The 17,496-nt window shown below is 71.3% G+C and carries 12 protein-coding genes and 1 pseudogene; 8 read left to right on the top strand and 5 right to left on the bottom strand.

Annotated elements, in window-relative coordinates:
* Positions 1 to 927 (top strand): IS3 family transposase (locus tag ACH4ZX_RS39400; RefSeq protein ID WP_398283607.1); only part of this gene is annotated, 927 nt, incomplete at its 5' end.
* A gap of 273 nt (positions 928 to 1,200) precedes the next feature.
* Here the strand turns inward: ACH4ZX_RS39400 and ACH4ZX_RS39395 are convergent.
* Positions 1,201 to 2,370 carry an endonuclease domain-containing protein gene (locus tag ACH4ZX_RS39395; protein WP_398283605.1) on the bottom strand — a complete coding sequence of 390 codons (1,170 nt, stop codon included), beginning with the start codon at positions 2,368 to 2,370 and terminating at the stop codon, positions 1,201 to 1,203.
* A 501-nt stretch (positions 2,371 to 2,871) separates the two neighbouring features.
* On the opposite strand from ACH4ZX_RS39395, the gene ACH4ZX_RS39390 reads away from it, so the two are divergent.
* Entirely contained in the window at positions 2,872 to 3,525 is a 654-nt protein-coding gene (locus tag ACH4ZX_RS39390; RefSeq protein ID WP_398283603.1) for a hypothetical protein, read from the top strand.
* A 370-nt stretch (positions 3,526 to 3,895) separates the two neighbouring features.
* Here ACH4ZX_RS39390 and ACH4ZX_RS39385 read toward each other — a convergent pair whose 3' ends face one another.
* Together ACH4ZX_RS39385 and ACH4ZX_RS39380 are read right to left on the bottom strand one after the other, a co-directional pair.
* Positions 3,896 to 4,297: a transposase family protein gene (locus ACH4ZX_RS39385; RefSeq protein ID WP_398283601.1), complete on the bottom strand. Its 402-nt coding sequence runs from the start codon at positions 4,295 to 4,297 to the stop codon at positions 3,896 to 3,898.
* Positions 4,298 to 4,679: 382 nt separating this feature from the next.
* The gene (locus ACH4ZX_RS39380; RefSeq protein ID WP_398283599.1) at positions 4,680 to 5,144 is read right to left on the bottom strand and encodes a hypothetical protein; all 465 of its coding nucleotides are present in this window, start codon (positions 5,142 to 5,144) and stop codon (positions 4,680 to 4,682) included.
* Positions 5,145 to 5,553: 409 nt separating this feature from the next.
* On the opposite strand from ACH4ZX_RS39380, the gene ACH4ZX_RS39375 reads away from it, so the two are divergent.
* Genes ACH4ZX_RS39375 through ACH4ZX_RS39360 form a run of 4 tightly spaced genes read left to right on the top strand, consistent with a single transcriptional unit; the run spans position 5,554 to position 13,967 of the window.
* Positions 5,554 to 7,140, top strand: a complete 1,587-nt coding sequence (locus ACH4ZX_RS39375; RefSeq protein WP_398283597.1) for a TIGR02677 family protein — start codon at positions 5,554 to 5,556, stop codon at positions 7,138 to 7,140.
* Entirely contained in the window at positions 7,137 to 8,576 is a 1,440-nt protein-coding gene (locus ACH4ZX_RS39370) for a TIGR02678 family protein (RefSeq protein ID WP_398283595.1), read from the top strand. Before ACH4ZX_RS39375 ends, ACH4ZX_RS39370 begins: the two co-directional genes overlap by 4 nt.
* Positions 8,573 to 12,679 carry a TIGR02680 family protein gene (locus ACH4ZX_RS39365; protein ID WP_398283593.1) on the top strand — a complete coding sequence of 1,369 codons (4,107 nt, stop codon included), beginning with the start codon at positions 8,573 to 8,575 and terminating at the stop codon, positions 12,677 to 12,679. Before ACH4ZX_RS39370 ends, ACH4ZX_RS39365 begins: the two co-directional genes overlap by 4 nt.
* A complete protein-coding gene (locus ACH4ZX_RS39360) occupies positions 12,669 to 13,967 on the top strand; it encodes a TIGR02679 family protein (protein WP_398283591.1) in 1,299 nt (432 codons plus the stop codon). The genes ACH4ZX_RS39365 and ACH4ZX_RS39360 overlap by 11 nt, the downstream gene beginning before the upstream one ends.
* Here the strand turns inward: ACH4ZX_RS39360 and ACH4ZX_RS39355 are convergent.
* Positions 13,961 to 14,515, bottom strand: a complete 555-nt coding sequence (locus ACH4ZX_RS39355; RefSeq protein ID WP_398283589.1) for a Uma2 family endonuclease — start codon at positions 14,513 to 14,515, stop codon at positions 13,961 to 13,963. The two genes, ACH4ZX_RS39360 and ACH4ZX_RS39355, sit on opposite strands and share 7 nt — an antisense overlap.
* 491 nt (positions 14,516 to 15,006) lie before the next feature.
* Positions 15,007 to 16,033, bottom strand: a pseudogene (locus tag ACH4ZX_RS39350) (NADH-quinone oxidoreductase subunit N); the annotation flags it as partial.
* A gap of 27 nt (positions 16,034 to 16,060) precedes the next feature.
* Between ACH4ZX_RS39350 and ACH4ZX_RS39345 the strand changes: the two are divergent.
* Positions 16,061 to 16,354 carry a hypothetical protein gene (locus ACH4ZX_RS39345; RefSeq protein ID WP_398283587.1) on the top strand — a complete coding sequence of 98 codons (294 nt, stop codon included), beginning with the start codon at positions 16,061 to 16,063 and terminating at the stop codon, positions 16,352 to 16,354.
* A 343-nt stretch (positions 16,355 to 16,697) separates the two neighbouring features.
* Positions 16,698 to 17,093: an SUKH-3 domain-containing protein gene (locus ACH4ZX_RS39340; protein WP_398283585.1), complete on the top strand. Its 396-nt coding sequence runs from the start codon at positions 16,698 to 16,700 to the stop codon at positions 17,091 to 17,093.
* Positions 17,094 to 17,496: the final 403 nt, after the last annotated feature.

The following is a 17,496-nucleotide window of genomic DNA, read 5'->3' as shown; positions in this document are numbered from 1 at the left end:
GCGTTCATCGACGAGCACCGGGACCGCTTCGGCGGCGTCGAGCCGATCTGCAGAACCCTCACCGGGCACGACTGCAAGATCGCCCCTTCCACCTATTACGCCCACAAGAAACGCCTGGCTGCCCCGTCTGCCCGTGCCGTGCGGGACGCGGAACTCAAGGAGCTGATCCGCCAGGTCCACACCGACAACTACCGCGTCTACGGGGCCCGGAAGATCTGGCGGGAGCTGAGCCGGCAGGGTCACACGGCGGCTCGCTGCACCGTCGAACGGCTGATGCACGAGCTGGGCATCGCCGGCGTCGTCCGCGGCAAGAGGGTCATCACCACGATCCCGGACCGGCAGGCCGAGCGGGCGCCGGACCGGGTGGACCGCGACTTCGTCGCCGCCGCACCGGACCGCTGCTGGGTCGCGGATTTCACGCACGTGGCGACCTGGGCCGGGGTGGTCTACGTGGCGTTCGTGGTGGACACCTTCTCCCGCCGGATCGTCGGCTGGTCCGCCGCGACATCGAAGGAGACCCAACTCGTCCTGGACGCTCTGGAGATGGCACTGTGGCAGCGCGACCGCGATGAATATCCCTATGTCCGCGGCGAGTTGATACATCACAGCGACGCGGGCAGCCAGTACACCAGTTTCAAGCTGGCCGAACACCTGGACGCGGCCGGCATCGCGGCCTCGATCGGCTCCGTCGGAGATGCGTACGACAACGCCCTGATGGAGAGCACGATCGGCCTGTTCAAGACCGAGTTGATCAAGCCGCGGCGGCCCTGGAAGACCCTCTCCCAGGTCGAGCTGGCCACCGCCGAATGGATCGACTGGTACTGCCATCGACGACTTCACGGTGAGATAGGCCACGTCCCACCCGTCGAGTACGAGACCAACTACTACACAGAACTCACAAAACCCCAGCTCACAACCACAATCTGAAGTCTCTACCGAACCCGGGGCGGTTCATACCGTCCGCCGGAAGCTGGCCGAGGCCGTCTTGGATGCCTATGCGAACGGCGAGCCTGTGGGCCGGATTGCCGAATGCACTGGCCAGAGCGCAACCAGCGTCTGGAACATCCTCGCTGTCCATGGCATCACACCCCGCAGCCGCATCAATGGCTCCACCTGACGGCTGCCGGTTCCTTGCGAGCTCGGAGTACAGGCCGCCGGATGCGGTCCGGCGGCCTGTGAAGCCGGTTTGCTGGTGTTCGGTCAGAAGAGCGCCTGGCCTTCGCCGTTGGTGTCGGCGATGACGGGCCGGGGTTCGGAAGGGAGGCCGTCCAGGCGGTCGGGACCGGCTGCGGCCGCCACAGCGGGGGCGGTCTCGGCCAGCCAGGTACGGAACTGCTCGACTGCTTCCCGGTAGGGCACCCGTGCCAGGACGCGGTGCTCCCCGGAGGGGCAGAAGTCGACGGAGACGCTGAGCAGGCAGGAGCGGGGTGTGTTCTGGCTGCCCGTCCATGAGACGCGCAGCACTCCGCAGGGCTTCCGCCCGCGGGAGCCGGGGTGGGTGGGGCGCAGAGTGCGGGTGGCTGTGTGGGCGGTCCATGCGGCGAGGTGAGGCAGAGGCAGGGTGGTGCGGGTGCGGCAGCCCGGACAGCGGTGCCAGTGGCGCAGCCAGCCGACCGCGTCGGTGTTGAAGAGGCGCTGGTAGCGGCTGGCGACGCGGATGTCGTTGTCGTAGAGGTGGTCGGGGCGCTCCAGGGTGTTGCAGGACGGGCAGACCGGGGCGCGGACGTAGCCGTGTTCGTGGCAGTGATCCAGCACAGCGGCCGGCGCCGTGTCGCAGACGGCGCATACCCACCCGGCCACCTGGCGGGACATACCAGGCTTGCGGCTCAGCACCGAGTACAACTGACCCCGCAGCTCCCCTGTATACGGGCGCTGCGGGATGGCTGGGCCGTCCACGCCCGTCCCGGACTGGCTGTCGGTAGCTCGGGGATCACGGCGGTGCTGTCCGGCAACAGAGTTGTCCGCCGTGCGGGACCGCGTGGTGTGCAGCCACTGGTTCTCGGTGTGCTCGGCCGTGTCCAGCAGCCTGACCACGGCCCGCGGAAGCCACCACGACCGCTCCGCCCCGTCACGGGACAGCTGCACCAGCAGCCGCCGCCAGTCGACCCCCGCCAGATGAGACCACGGTCCGGGCTCATGGCCGTCCTGCCGCCCGGGATGATCTGCCCCTCGCAGTTCCCAGCTGATGCGCCGACGCCACCCACACAGCGTTCCACCCGTGCGTTCCTGCTCTGGCAGACCACGGAACGGACCGATACGGACCAGGTCCAGGGCGTCCATCTCCACCGCGTTCCATGCCGCCGCCGCCCGGCGCACCTCGGCCTCCGGAACTCTCCACAGGCCGTCGCCCGTCCTGGCCAGCTCCACCACACAGGCACCGAGCAAGACGTATCGACCCGGCCGGGAATCACAAGGAAAGCAGGTGAATACCGCAGAAGTCGTCGGTACCGCGCTACCGGCCGTCAGGCTGGCCCACACATTGTCCGCGGCGGCCAAAGTGACCAGACCATCTGCCTGGCCCGGGACAACACGCTCAGACATAGCGAAAGACTATCGACCGTCACCAGCAGACCGACAGCCGGTGCCTGGTTCTGGGGCCGAGAGGACCGCCTGGCCAATCGAGGCTGCAACACCGACCCCGCCCGCGCCATCCAGCTCCTGCGTGCCCTGCTCGTCCTGACGAACATCGAAATCAACCGCTGACGGATGATCTTCACCGATGACTCCTGCCCGAGACCAGCATGAGCACTCGGAGCACCGATCACGCCAGCCCTTTGACCAGCAACTTCAAGTTGGCGAAGGCTCTTTGCTCACCACCCGCCGGTGCGCTGCCATCGCACTCGAAACGGTGCCGGCAGCGCCGACCACCGCTTGATCAAGCGTGCCTTCGACGGGTGGCTCCGTCGCCAGGGCCTGCAGGCCGAAGCCGAGTTCCATGGGGCGCCCGGCCTCCTCGGGCTCACGTACCGCCTTCCAGGCAAGGGCGCGGCCATCAGCCGCACCCACGTGGAGTGGGTGTTCGGTCCCGACACCATGCTGGCCCGGAACATGACCGAACGCCGCGGTCACACGCTGCTTGTCGCCTGCGAGGGCCGTGACCTCTCCCGGCACGTCAGGGTTGGTATCGAGGACGCACAGCACACGATCCGATGGTGTGACCTCTCCCAGTTCCGCATGACCGTCGATGGCATCGCCGGCCCGGACCTGGTGCCCAAGCGCCGCGTCCCCTTCTCGCCGCCACAGTCCAGTACCCGGCGCGCCGAATCCGCCGGGGCTCCCGAGCCCGATGACGCAACCACCGCGTTCGAGCCCACGTACATCGAGGTGGTGGCCCACATTCAGCGCCCACGAAAGCTGAGGCGTCAACTGGACACTTTCCACTCCTCCTACTTCGAGGCCAGGGTCATGTCACGCGACACGACCTCGATGATCCCCGCCTGTGTCGCCATTGCGTCCGCTGTCCCGGATGTGCGCGTCGGCGTGACCTACCTCCTCCTGGGTGCGCTGCCGCCCAGGAGGAGGTAGGAAAGCGAGGTCGGAGGACTGGAGTGGATCGTAGAAGCCAAGTCGCTGGAGAACATTGCCGGAGATCTAGGAACCTCGCTGTCCGGCCAGGGTGAACCATCCTCCGAGCCCGTGCCGAAGGCGAGCGGGACAACAACGCCGCAATCGGGCGGTGCCGTCCTGGCATTGAGAGGTTTTCAACCTTAAGTTGCAGGTCATGGGGCTGGTGTGAGGTGGGGATGGGGTGCTCGTGCCGATCGGTGGCGTGATCGTGTGTAGGTGATCGTCTGTCAGCGCTGGACCTCGGCGTTTGTCAGCACGAGCAGGGCCCGCAGCAGCGTGGTGGCGTATCGGGTGTTCATGCGGACCTTGGTCAGAATCCGCCAGTTCTTCAGGTCAGGTCGGCGAAGCCGTGCTCGTTGGCGGCGCGCTCGCGGCTGACCAGGCGGTTCGCTTCCTTCTGGGCGGCGGTGAGCGGATGGCCGCGGGTTGCCTTGCGGCCGGTGACGATCACGGGGTCGTCGGGGTCGTCGTCCAGGCCGACGAAGCCGAGGTCCGCCAGGGCGCCGAGGCCGGCCTCCCGCAGGTGGGCGGTGATCTTGTTGTGGCGGGCTGTGGTGATCTCGCTGGAGCGGCCCGGCTTCGCGGCCGAGATCCAGACCAGGTTGCCCGCCTCGTCGGTGAGAGCGAGGAACAGCAGGCCGTGGGCCTTGGCTGTAGTTCGGCCGGTTCTCGTCCCCGGTGCGTCTGCGGGTGCGGACCGGGGTGCCGTCGAGGAGCACGACGACGCCACCCTTCCGGGCGATTTTCTTCAGGGCGCGGTCCAGGCGCGGGGCACGCGCGGCGAGCAGTCCGATGACCTCCAGCAGTCGGCGGCGCACGGTGGAGGCGGAGACGGCGTTGGCGCCGGCGATGTCCGCCAGGCGCTGGTCATGGCGGAGCACGGCGAGGACGAGAAGGGCGATACGGCCGGGCGGTAGCTTGCGCCAGCGGGAACGGATCTTTTTCAGACAGCCGCGGACGAGTCCGGCGACCAGGTCCAGGGTGGCACTCGACAGCGGCAGGCGGCACTGGTGGACAAGCGGGTCCGGGCCCTCGGCGGGGCGGGTATCTGTTCGCACGGACGCCTCAACTTCCGTTGGGGGCACGCTGGTTACGCCATGATCCGGCCAGTGCTACCGGAGCGAGTAACGGCCCGCCGGGGTGCGGTGTAGCCAGCCCCGCCCGGACAGCCGCTTCAGCTTCGCCCGCACCGCCTCGGCCTGTCCGGGCAGCGTCCCCTTGCCCAGAGCGACACTGACCTCACCGGCCTTGACCGGCTCCGTCGCACCGGCCACCACCTCAACGATCGCCTGGTAATCCTCCGGCAGTGCGTCCACGTCCATGCCGTCCTCGCAGCGCGGGACCAGCAGCATCCCGCCCGACCCGGGCGCCGCGGTGACGCGCTCCAGCTCCGCGTCCAGGTGCGGGTCGTCCGCCTCACCCGCGCGTTCGGCCTCGATGAACTGGCCGATCACCACCTCGGCCGCCTCCAGCCGGGCCACCTCCGCGTCGATTTCCGCCAGCTCCTTGCGCAATTGCTCGGCGCGATCGGCCAGCACGATGCGCCGCTGCATCACCCACGTCAGCACCTCGGCCACCAGCAGATCCCTCCCACCCGCGAACTGCCCAAGTCCTGCGGACAGTAGGCGCCGAAGACGACCGCGGTGCGTGGTTCCGGCAAATCGGCCCCACGGGCAGACGATCACCTGCTAACGATCACACCCACGACCAGCACGAGCAGCCCCCACCCAACCCACACCAGCCCCGCGACCAGCAACTTCAAGATGAAACGGCTTCAATGAATACCCCGGTCGGTGTCCATGCTCCGAAGACCGGGGCCAGTGCGCTTCCACGGGGCGCGAGGGGGCGCAAAATACCACAGGTGGTATGAAGCGAAGAGCGGGTTACCCGCACCGGTAGGAGTGCGGCAGACTGGTCCGGAGCCCCGCCCGCACGGCCGGGGCGAGCGAACACGTGCCCAGCCGCAGCCAGGAAGCCGTCAGACCCATGAGCGACGAGCCCGATGCCCTGGACCTCGGCCTGACCCCCGCGTCGGGCTCGGACTCCCCGGAGCCTCAGGCCGCGGACCCCGTCGACGATGCCGCGTTCGGTATCGACGCTTTCTCCCTCGACGACCGGCTGCGGCTGTTCCACTTCGCCGCCGCCGAGAAGCGCCACGAGTACCTGTGGCTGCTGCGGGCCTTCGACCGCGGACGCGCCAACTACCAGGTGCTGCTGCACGCCTCGGACGCGGTGGGCCTGCTGGAGCGGCTCGCCGTCGACCACCCGGCCGCGGGCGCCGTCGGTGGGTCGGCCGGTGTGCAGCCGTTGCTCGACGCGCTCGCGGAGTGGCATGTGCTGGACCGGTCGTACGACGGGACGCGCGCCGCGAACCTCGCCGAGTACCGCAACCGGCACTACGTGTACCAGTTCACCCAGGCCGGATACCGGGCCTACCGGGCCGTGGAGGACGTGCTCGGGGCGAGCCTGGAGGACGCCCAGCTCTCCCGCCTCGTCTTCCCCGACATCCTCGGTGACCTGCGCGCGCTGGCCGACGCCAACACCGCGGGCGACGGCGAGGAGGTGTACCGCAAGCTCGGCCGTCTCGACTCCGTGCTGAACGAGATGGCGCAGCGCGCCGCCCGCTTCTACCTCATGCTGGGCGACCTGGCGCGCACCAACGACACGCGGCCCGAGGTGTTCCTCGCCCACAAGGACACGCTCCTCGCGCACATGCGGGAGTTCACCGCCGAGCTCGCGCGCTACGCCCCACTGCTCGCCGAGGCGGTCGAGAAGGCCGCGGCCACCGGCGTGGACCGAATGATCGAGTTCGCGGCCGAGGCCGACGATCGGCTCTTCCGTAGTCCCGCCGAGCGCCTCGCGGACTGGCGGCACCGGTGGGACGGCATCGTCCACTGGTTCGCGGAGCGCGAGCACAGCGAGACCGAGCGGCTGCAGGACGCCACCGTCACCGCGATCCGCTCCGTCCTCGCCCTGCTGCGCCGCGTCACCGAGGCCCGTCGGGGCGGGGTGAGCCGGGAGAGCCAACTGCGCCACCTCGCACAGTGGTTCACCTCCTGCGAGAGCGACGAGGACGCGCACGTCCTGTTCCAGGCCGTCTTCGGACTCGGCGCGCCCCGCCACATCGCCGTGCCCTACGCCGACCCCGAGCAGATCCCGGGTCGTACCTCCTGGTGGGATGCCGAGCCGGTCGAACTCGCCCGCACCCTCGTCCAGTCCGGCCGCACCCCCGCCCTGCACGGCCCCGGCCGCATCGAACGCGACGACGACCGGCGGGCGTTGCTCCGCGCCGAGCAGCTCAAGGAGCAGGCCGAGCGGCGGGGCGCCGCGAACTCCCTCGCCTCGGACGGCGTGTACGGCCGGACCCTCGACGAGCCCGAGACGCGCGCCCTGCTCGCCCTCCTCGACGTGGCGCTCGCCGCCCGCGTCCCCGCCAGCCGCCGGGTCACCGCCGCCTCCGGCTCCGCCCACGGGGTACGGCTCACCCTCACCCCCGCCGAGGGCTCCACCACCGTCGACACCGTGCGCGGCCGTCTCCATCTTGACGGGCTGCGCCTGGAGGTCACCGTATGAGCCGTGTCGCCGAAGGCGTCTCGCTGCTCGAACTCGCCGACTACCAGAAGGCGGTACGGCTCGTCCTGCGGCACCCGCTGATCACGTCCGGATACCCGGACAGGGCGGCGCTGGCGACCGTGCGCCGCTGGGCCGATCAGCTGCGCACCGACCTGATGGAGGTGCTCGGCTACCGGCTCGTGACCACCGCCGACACCGCCCGCCTCCAGCGCGCCCAGGATGGCCTGGACGCCACTCGCCCGGCCCTCACCCGCGCGGGACGCGCTTTCGACCGCCGCCGCTACGCCTACCTCGTCCTCACTCTCGCGGCCCTCGGCCGCCACGGTGCGCAGGTGGCGCTGGGTGAGCTGGCCGACGCGGTCGCCGCCGACGCCGTACGCATCGACGGGCTCGGGCTCGACACCGCCCGCAAGCCCGACCGGGACGCCTTCGTCGACGCCGTCACCTGGCTCACCGAACGCGGGGCGCTCACCCTCGCCGACGGCTCCGCCACCGCGTGGGCCGGCGATCCCGAGCGTGCCGAGGCCCTCTACGACATCGACCGCGAGATCCTCCTCGCCGTCCACCACCCGACCCGCGTGCTCCAGCACCTGACCTCGGTCACCGCGCTGCTGGACTCCTCCGGCGTGCTGGGCATGTCCGCGGGTCGTGCCGCCCAGCGCCGTGACCAGGCCCGCCGCGCCCGTCGGCTGGTGCTGGAGAACCCGGTCGCCTACTACGCCGACGCCGACAGCGAACTCCTGGGTCAGCTGCGGGCCCCCGCCCTCGCCGAGGACCTGGAGCGGCTGACCGGGCTGACGGTGGAGCGGCGGGCCGAGGGGGTGGCGCTCATCGACACCTCCGGCAGACTCTCCGACCTCCGCTTCCCCGGCGGCGGAACCGTCGCGCAGGCCGCGCTGCTCCTCGCCGCCCGGATCAGCGCCGCCGTCCAACGCTCCGGACGGCACGCCCTCGAACTGCTGCCCGCGCCCACCGCCGCCGAACGTCTCGCGGCCCGTGCCCGGCGCATCGACGCGGCCCTCCCGTCGCGAGGGCTGGTCGCCGGACTCGCCGAGCCGGACGAGGAGTCGGCGTACGAGGCGTCCGGTGACGAGGGGGAGGCGCCGGGGGAGACCCGGTACCCCTTCGTCACCGACTCCTGGCTCCGGGGCAGGCTCAAGGAGATCACCGCCGAGTACGGCGCGGGTTTCGCCGCCGACCTGCGCGGCGACCCGGACCGGCTGCTCGGCCAGGCGCTCGACCTGCTGGCCGCGATGTCGCTGATCACCCGGGTCGACGGCGGGGCCCTCGCGCTGCCTCTGCTGGCCCGGTACCGGGGGGTCACGGCCCGTGTGAAGACCCGTACGGCAGCACAACCGCCCGCCCAGACCGCCCTGTTCGCCGACGACCCCGCCGCCGACACAGTCAACGAGACCGCCAAGGACCCGACCCCGTGACCACCTCCGCTCCCACCCAGGCCCCCACCCCCTCAGCCCGCTACGTCCCCACCCGCGCCGGGATCATCAACCTGTGGGACTACCGGGACGAGGAGTTCTCCTTCGCGGGCGGCTGGCTGGTGCTGCGCGGCCCCAACGGATCGGGCAAGACCAAGGCCCTCGAAGTCCTCTTCCCGTTCGTCCTCGACGGCCGTATCGACCCCAAGCGGCTCAACCCGTTCGCTGCCGAGGACCGCACCATGAAGTCGAACCTGCTCTTCCGTGGGCAGGACAGCGCGCTCGGCTACGTCTGGATCGAGTTCACCCACCGGGAGACGGGCGAGACCGTCACCTGCGGCATCGGGCTGCACGCCCAGCGGCACCGCGACACACCCGCTCGCTGGCACTTCGTCGCCGAAGGCCGCGTCGGCGAGGACTTCTCCCTCCTCACCCACGACGACCGGCCGATGACGAGGAAGCAGCTCGCCGCCGAACTCGGACGCGAGCTGATCGCCTCCACGGCCGACTACCGCGCCGCCGTCGACCAGCGCCTGTTCGGCCTCGGCCCGGAGCGGTACGAGCAACTGCTCACCCTGATCCTCACGTTGCGCCGCCCGCAGCTCGCCAAGAACCTCGACCCGGCCAAGCTCTCCGACACCCTCACCGCGGGTCTGCGCCCGCTCGACGACGAACTGATCGCCGAGGCGGCCCGCTCCTTCGACGACATGGAGTCCGTGCAGCGCACCCTGGAGGGCCTGGCCGCCGCCGACGACGCCACCCGCGCCTTCCTCGCGAGCTACTCCACCTATCTGCGGGTCCACGCCCGCGCCGCCGCGGACCGGCTCACCGCCCGCCGCGCCGAGACCGCCGAGCGCGCCGCCGCCCTGCGCACCGCCGCAGCGGACCTGACGGCGGCCCGCGAGGCGCAGGCCGCCGCGGAGACGCGCGCCGAGTCGGCCGACGCCTCGCTCGCCGCCCAGCGTGCCCGCCTGGACCAGCTCCGCTCCTCCGCCGCTTACCAGGCAGTCGAGCAACTGGCCGACCTGGAGCGGCTGGTGCGTACCTGCGAGCAGACCGCCCGGCAGGCCACCGCCGAGCGTGAGCGCCGTACGACAGCCACCGGCCGCGCCCGCGCCGAGGCCGAACACGCCGCCCGGATCGCCGCCGAACTCGACGCCGCCGTCTCCGGCGATGCCGCCACCGTCGCCGACCACGCCCACACCGCCGGCCTGCCCTGGACCCCGGCCGACGCCGAGCCCGCCCGGCTCGCCGAACGCTCCGCCGCGCTCGCCGCCGCCCGCCACGAGGGCGTCCGGGCCGTGCGCGCCGCCCAGCAGGCGGCACGCGGGGCCGAGCAGACCCGCGACCTCGCCCGGGTCTCCCTCGACCGCGCGCAGGAGGCCGTCGCCGCGGCCGAAACCGCAGAGACGGTTGCCGAGGCGGCCCTCGAATCCGTCCGTGAAGAGGCCCGCACAGCGCTCGGCCGGTGGACGGAAGCACACGGCACGCTGCTGGCCGAGGAGGATGCCCGCCGGCTCGCCGAAGCCCTCGAACTCACCGGCGAGGCCGACGCGGTCACGCTCGCCGACGCCTTCACCGAGTCCACCGCCCCCGCCGTACAGGACCTGCGCGACACCCTCGCCGCCCTGCGCGCCCGGCACACGGATGTCGAGCGCCGCCGCGCCGAGACCGGAGCCGAACGCGACCGGATCGCCGCCGAGCACGACGACGCCCCGCCGCCGGCCCGTGGCCGCACCGCAGACCGGTCACCGGGGGACGGGGTTCCGCTGTGGCGGCTCGTCGACTTCGATGACGAGCTGACGGATCGTCAACGAGCCTATTTGGAAGCGGCGTTGGAAGCGTCGGGCTTCCTCGACGCACTTGTCACCGCCGAGGACACCCCCGTGGCGGCCGGGCACAGCGAGGGATACCTCCGGGCCGGGGCCCCGGTGAACGGCCCGAGCCTCGCCGATCTCCTGCGACCCGAGGTCCCCGAGGGCGACGCTGCGATCCCGGCCGCCCGCATCACCGCCGTCCTGCGCTCCGTCGCCGTCACCGGCGACCCCGGCGCCGGGATACCGCAGATCGGCCCCGACGGCCGGTACGCGGCCGGTGTCCTGGTCGGCGCCCACACCAAGGAGCTCGCCGAGTACGTCGGCGCCACCGCCCGCGCCCGTCGGCGCGCCGCCCGGATCGCCGCGTGCGAGACGCTTCTGGCCGAACTCCTGGCTCAGCAGGACGAGTTGGCGCACGCCCAGGCCCGTACGGAAGCCGCCCTCGACGGGTACGCCGCCGCCCGCGCCGCCCTGCCCCGCACCACCGGCATCACCGCGGCGCTGCGCGAGCTCGACCGGGCCGCGGCGCGGCTGCGCGCCACCCGTGACGCCGCCGACGCGGCACAGGGCTCGTACGACGAGAGCGTGGCCGCCTGCTCGGTCGCCGAGCGTGCCCTGCGCCGCACAGCGGCCGAGCACACCATCGAGACCGAGCGCGTCGACGCCGTCGAGACCGCCACCCGCGCCTTCGAGACGGCGGTCCGTGAACTGGCCGCCCGCCGCCGCGAGCACGCCCGCCAGACCGATGCCTCACAGGCAGCCGCCGACCGGCTCACCGCCGCCGCCGAGGACGAGGCGGCGGCGGCGGACACCGAGCGCGCGGCGCGCCGCCGGCACGCGGAGGAGGCCGCGGGACTCGAGGCCCTCCAGGATGCCGTCGGCGCCGAGGCACAGGAGGTGATGCGCCAGGTGCAGGAGACCGAGGACGGCATCGACGCCCTGGTGCGCGAGGCCGAGGCGGCCCGCACCGCCCAGCACGCCGCGATCGCGGGCACCGCCGCGGCCGAGGCTCGCCGTATGGCTGCCGCCGAGGCCGGGGCGGTCGCCGCGGCGGAGGAGAAGGACACAGCCCGCTCCCTGCGCCCGTACGCCGCCCGGGAACTCCTCGACATCCTGCGCTGCCCGCCGGGTCTGGCCTGGCCCGCCCAGGAGGCCGACTGGACCGGCGAGGCACTCCCGTCGGCCGTGGTCGCCGTACACGAGGCGATCCTGGCCGCGACCCGTGACCTCACCCCCACCGAGACCAGCCTCAAGCAGTCCGTCACCCGCCTGACCAAGGCCCTGGACGACCTCCAGGCGCAACTCGCCGCCGCGGGGCAGGACTACCGGCCCGAATGGGACGGCTCCGACGGCGTCATCCTCGTCCGCGTGGCCGACGAAGAGGGCCCGCTGCCCGTCGCCGCATTCGCCCAGAAGATCTCCGCCCACCGCCGTGACCAGGCCGAACTGCTCTCCGAGTCCGAGCAGCGCATCCTGGAGGACGCCCTGCTCACCCGGCTCGCCCAGCAGATCCACGACCGCACCGTCGACGCCCGCGACCTGATCCGGCGGATGAACACCGACATGCGCAAGCGGCAGATGTCCTCGGGGACGACGGTCGGCGTGAGCTGGCTGCTCGCCGACCACCTCGACGACGAACAGCGTGCCGTCTGCGCCCTCCTCGACGCCGATGCCGCCCGCCTCGGCCCCGACGGACTCGCCCGGGTGCGCACGCACTTCGCCGCGCAGATCAAGACCGCCCGCGCCCGCCACCGCGACCAGCCCTACCGCGAACTGCTCGCCGACGTCCTCGACTACCGGCGCTGGCGGCTCTTCGCCTTCCAGCTCGTACGCCCCGACAAGAGCGAGGAGAGGCTCACCCGCGCCCGGCACAGCCGGCTGTCGGGCGGTGAGCAGTCCGTGTCGCTGCACCTGCCGCTGTTCGCCGCCGCACACGCCATGCTCAACTCCGCCCACCCGCACGCCCCGCGCCTGCTCGCCCTCGACGAGGCCTTCGCCGGCGTGGACGACACCGGGCGCGGCGAACTCATGTCGCTGGCCGCCCAGTTCGACCTCGACCTGTTCATGACCGGCTACGACCTGTGGGCCGCCCACGCCTCGGTGTCCGCCGCCGCCCACTACGACCTCGCGCACACGGCCGTCGACCACACCGTCTCCGCGCTGCTGCTCGTCTGGGACGGCGACCGGCTCCTCGCCGACGACACCGGCGACCTCATCGCCGCCCTCGGCTCGCCAGGTACCCGGCGCGTCCCGACGCCGACGCCCGAGGAGGCCGCGCTTGTCGACTGAGCAGCCCGAAGGCCACGGGTACGACGAGTTGCGGGGCGAGGGATGGACCCGGCTGCTCGCCGCCGCCCGTCGCAGGCTGGAGCGCACCGGCGGCGCGCTCGACGGCGACATCGGGCTCACGAGCCCCAGCGAGGCCGAGCGCCGCACCGTCATCGGCGTCACCGGCCGCTACCGGCCCGAGACCGCCAAGCGTCTCGCCGTACCCCTGAGTGATCTGGACGGATACCTGTACGAACGTTACGGCACCGGTCTCCTCCAGACGCTCGGCCGTCTCCACGGGCCGCTGCGGGACCGGCCCGCCGAACGGGCCGAAGAGGAAGCGCGCCGCGACGACGCCCTGAAGTCGGCCCACTCCAGCCGGCTCGCCGGGCAGGGCTGGTTCGCCGCCTGGCTGGACCGGATCGCCGCCGACGGCACCCTCACCCGCCTCGTACGCCGGGGAGACGCGCCGCTCCTCGACGCGGCGGTAAGTGTCCTGGAAAGGCTGACCGGTGACGGGGACCGCTCCGCGGGCTTCCCGAACCGGGTCCCCGCCGTCCTGCCGCTCCCGGTCCTCGCCGAGTGGGCCACCGGCGACACCAAGGCCCTCGTGCCCGGCGCCCCGCTGGAACAGCTCGTCCTGTGGGCCCTCGCCCAGCGCACCGGCGGCGGCTCGGATGTACCGCGTGACCGGGCCGGGCGGCGCGCCCTGTGGGAGAGCGCCGGCGCCATCGCGGACGACCTCGCCAGCCAGGTCCTCGTCCTCAACATCGGCGCCAGGGGCGACACCGTCGTCTGCGACTGGCTGCGTGACGCCGCCAACTTCGGCATCCCCTTCCGGCTCACCCTCCACCAGCTCGCCACCGACCCTGTCGTCCCCGCCGCCCGCACCCTCTTCGTCTGCGAGAACCCGGCCGTCCTGCGCGCCGCCGCCGGCGAACTCCAGGACACCGCCGCCGCCCTGGTCTGCACCGAGGGCGTCCCGTCCGCCGCCTGCCACAAGCTGCTCGGTGACGCCGTGCGCGCGGGAGCTAGGCTGCGCTGGCGCGCCGACTTCGACTGGGCCGGCCTGCGCATCACCGCGGACGCCGTGGCCCGTCACGGCGCCGCCCCCTGGCGGATGACCGCCGCCGACTTCACGGCGGCACTCGGCGAGGGCAAGTCCACGCTGCTCACGGGACCGCCCGCGGCCAGCCCGTGGGACCCCGGACTGGCCCTCGCGATGGAGGAGGCGGGCAAGACGGTCATGGAGGAACGCCTCCTGCCCGCGCTCCTGTCAGACCTGGCCCTGCCGGGGTCTTCTCAGTGAGCGCCGGTTTCCGGCTCCGGACGGGGAAGCTCGTCGAGGTCCAGGGTGAAGGTGCGGCCGTCGGCAAGGGGGACGGGGAGTTTGCCCGTGCCGTACGCGCGCTTGAGAGCCGTGCTGTAGCCGCTCGCGGTGGGCCCGGTGTGCAGGACGACTTCCTGGGCGTACGGGTCCACGATCAGGTAGATCGGGATGCCATGACGCCCGTACTTGGCGGTGCACTCGTCGTAGTCCTTGCGCGCGGATGAGGTCGAGACGACCTCGGAGATCAGCAGGACGTCGTCGAAGCTGTAGCGCTTACCTTCCTTGCGCGCGTCCTCGCGCAGGATGGCCAGGTCGGGGGCCGAGTTCTCGTCGGCCGGGAAGTTGATGTAGACGTCCGAAGGTGTCTTCGCGTGCCGCCCGAGCGACAGGATCGTGTCGTACTGCATCGACTTGATCGTGCTGGAGTGCTCTTCGCTCTGCGGGGTCATGATGATCTTTCCGTCGGCGCCGAAGAACACCACGTATCCTGCGGGGAACTCGGTGTGCGTGATCGCGTCGACACTCATGGACGGTGCTCCTTCCCGTGTGCCGTCATGATACGGCGGACGGAGCCGTCTCACGGGTGGACTTCCGTGGCGTGCGCGCACACCACAGCGGGAACCGTCCGCACGAGCGGGCGCTGTGACGCGGCGGGCGTGAGCTGGGTACGTATGTGTTCGGACCCGACAGGTCGCGTCGGGTGAGTGTGATGGGCGGGACACCTTCCGGCCGGAGGGGCAGGCGACGGTGGCCTGGATGTCCGGTGGATTGGGGGCTCTGTCCGAGTCGGACAACTCAACGACCGGGGATCCGCTGCTTCGGGAGTACCCGATCCGGTGGCTGCTCGGTGGCCGGACGCCTTCGGACGGGGCACGAAGTAGCAGAGGGTACAGCCGGCATCGTGTTCCCGCGCTGTACTCACTGACCCACAGGAGCCCCGCCAGGTCCGGCCGTGCCCCGATCTCCCGTGCCGACGTGGGTCAGAGGTGCCGAGTGGGAGGGTGCCGGCGGGTGCGTGTCAGCGCAGGAGGGGACCTGCGGTGAGGGGAAGAAGCGTCCCGCCGGCGATGCCGAGGGCCAGGGAGACCGCAGCGGAGGTGTAGGCGGCACCGGCGGCCCACCGGCCGAGGACGGTCTGGACCTCGGCGGGTGCGGCTCCGCTCGTGGCGAAGAGGGGGGCGAGCCAGCGCAGGTAGTAGAAGAGGGAGGCGACGGTGTTGGCGACGGCGAGGGCGGCGAGCCAGGTGAAGCCGCCGTCGATGGTGGCGCTGAAGATCTCGAGTTTGCCGAGGAAGACGCCGGTGGGCGGGGTGCCGACCAGTCCGAGGAGGCAGACGACGAGGACGGCGGCAAGGCCGGGATGGCGGCGGGCGAGGCCGCGGTAGTCGTCCAGGGTGCGGGCGTGGGGGAGTTCGGTGACGACGGCGAAGGCGCCGAGGTTGGTGGCGGCGTAGGCGGTGAGATAGAAGAGCAGGCTCTTCTGGGCCAGGTCGGTGCGAGTGGCGACGGCCAGGGCCATCAGGAGGTAGCCGACCTGGCTGCAGCAGGGGCCAGTTGACGTCGCTGCCGGACAGGGCCTGGTGCAGCAGGCGGTAGCCGGCGACCAGGCCGCCGATCTTGGGCAGGGTGGTGACGTAGGCGGCGACGGGGGTGCGAGCGCCGTCGGTGACGTCGGGGACCCAGAAGTGCGCCGGGACGGCCCCGGCCTTGAACAGCAGGCCGGCGAGCACGCCGACGAGTCCGACGGCGACGAGGCCGTAGGCGGCATGGGGCAGGGCCGTGCGCAGTTCGCGGTAGATGGTGGCGTGGCCGGCCGCGTGGAGGAGGGCGGTGCCGGCCAGCATGGTGGTGCCGAGCAGGGCGCCCATCAGGTAGTACTTGAGGGCTGCCTCCGTGCCCGGGGCGTCCTTGGCGAAGGCGGCGAGCGCGTAGGCGGGGATACTGGCGAGCAGGTAGGCGGCGAACAGCATCAGCAGATCGTTCGCGCCGATCAGGGTGAGGGTGCCGGCGCCGGTCAGCAGGAGCAGTACCCAGTACTCAAACTCGTATCCGCTGAGAGCGATGGACGAGCTATGACCGACCATGAGGTACCCGAGGCCGAGATGCGCCTCGTGGGGAGCGTTGTCGAGGGAGAGGCCACAGCGGTTTTCCCCTGGGGAGTCATCATGGACCTGGGCCTGTCACGGGACGGCCTCATCGATGTCCTCTACATCTACGACGACAACTACCAGGTGGGTGACCGGGTGTCCTGCTACCTTGACGCCTTCGACGAGATGAAGAACAAGTTCATCCTGAGGCCTCCGGGACAGATACCTCTCGCGGAACGCCTGCGCAGGGCCGAGGAGCGGCGAGGTCTCTCCTCCTGACCTTCCGGACAGCGGCGATCGCCGGGGAGAGCGTGTGACGAGCTCCCCGGCGATCGCCGTGCCAGGGGGATCTCGATCGTGGACGGCACACCGCAATGCCATGAGGACGTGTCCCGACGGGGACTCGCCCAGCGGTGACGGAGGAGGAGTCGATGGCGGCGTTCAACATGGCGGTGGTGCCGAGGCTGCATGGCTGCGGCGGACGGAGCGCCGTTCCCGTCGTGCGGCTGGTGCAGAAGAATTCTGGGAGGGGGCGGCACGCGTGACGGATCGGCCGGATAGCCCTTGCGAGGCAGGACCGCCGGAAAGGCTGCCGGACATCCTGGCGGAGGACGTCCGGTGGATGGCCTCCGAAGCGGACGTCCAGCACATCAGGGATGTCTGGGATGAACTGGGAATCCACTGCTCGCCGACGGCGCTGCGTTTCGTCGAGGAATTCAACGGAACGGGCTTCGATTACCCCCGCCACCCGCTCGATCCAGGGACGCACAGTTGCGAACTGAACGCCGAGCGCGCCAGTCGCATCGTCAACGGCGAAAAGCTGAGGGGATACGAGCAGCGAACGGGAGAGAAGCTGACGCCCGTGGGCACGGCGGCCTCCGGTCCTCTCGTGCTCCTCGTCGCCGAGGGGGGCCGGACGTACGGCGCCTACGATGCGTTTCTCGCCCTCCACGGCGGGAGCCCGGAGGAAGCATTGGTGCGTCTGGTCGACAGAGTTCGTCCTGAGCGGCTGGACTGACGGCGGCCATGACACACGACCACTGACAGTGACGTGAGAAGGCCTTCGGCCCCCGCCCGACAGGGCGGGGGCCGAAGGCCTTTGGGGGCGGAGGTCAGCCAGTTCCGTGTACGTCATGATGCTCCAAGCCGACGGAGCGCAGAAGAAGACCCGGTCCTAGGCCTCCGCCGATCATCCGCGGCTGCTGGTCATCGCGCAGCGTCGGCTTGAACGCCAAGCGGAAGCAACCGGGATGGTGCAGGCATGGCTGAATGCCGGAAAGTGTGTCAGTCCGCGGCGAAGACCGCCCAGCAGGACAGCTACAACGTCAAGGAGCCGTTTCCAACTTGGCTGAGCGGCTGACCAGTTGGCGTGGGGGTGATGTTCCGGAAGAGGTGAAGCTCCTGGTAGATGGGTTGTCGAC

This window comes from Streptomyces sp. NPDC020490 (genome assembly GCF_044335305.1).
Taxonomy (GTDB): Bacteria; Actinomycetota; Actinomycetes; order Streptomycetales; family Streptomycetaceae; genus Streptomyces.
The sequence above is the reverse complement of the archived record's forward strand: the minus strand, read 5'-3'. Positions and strand labels throughout refer to the sequence as shown.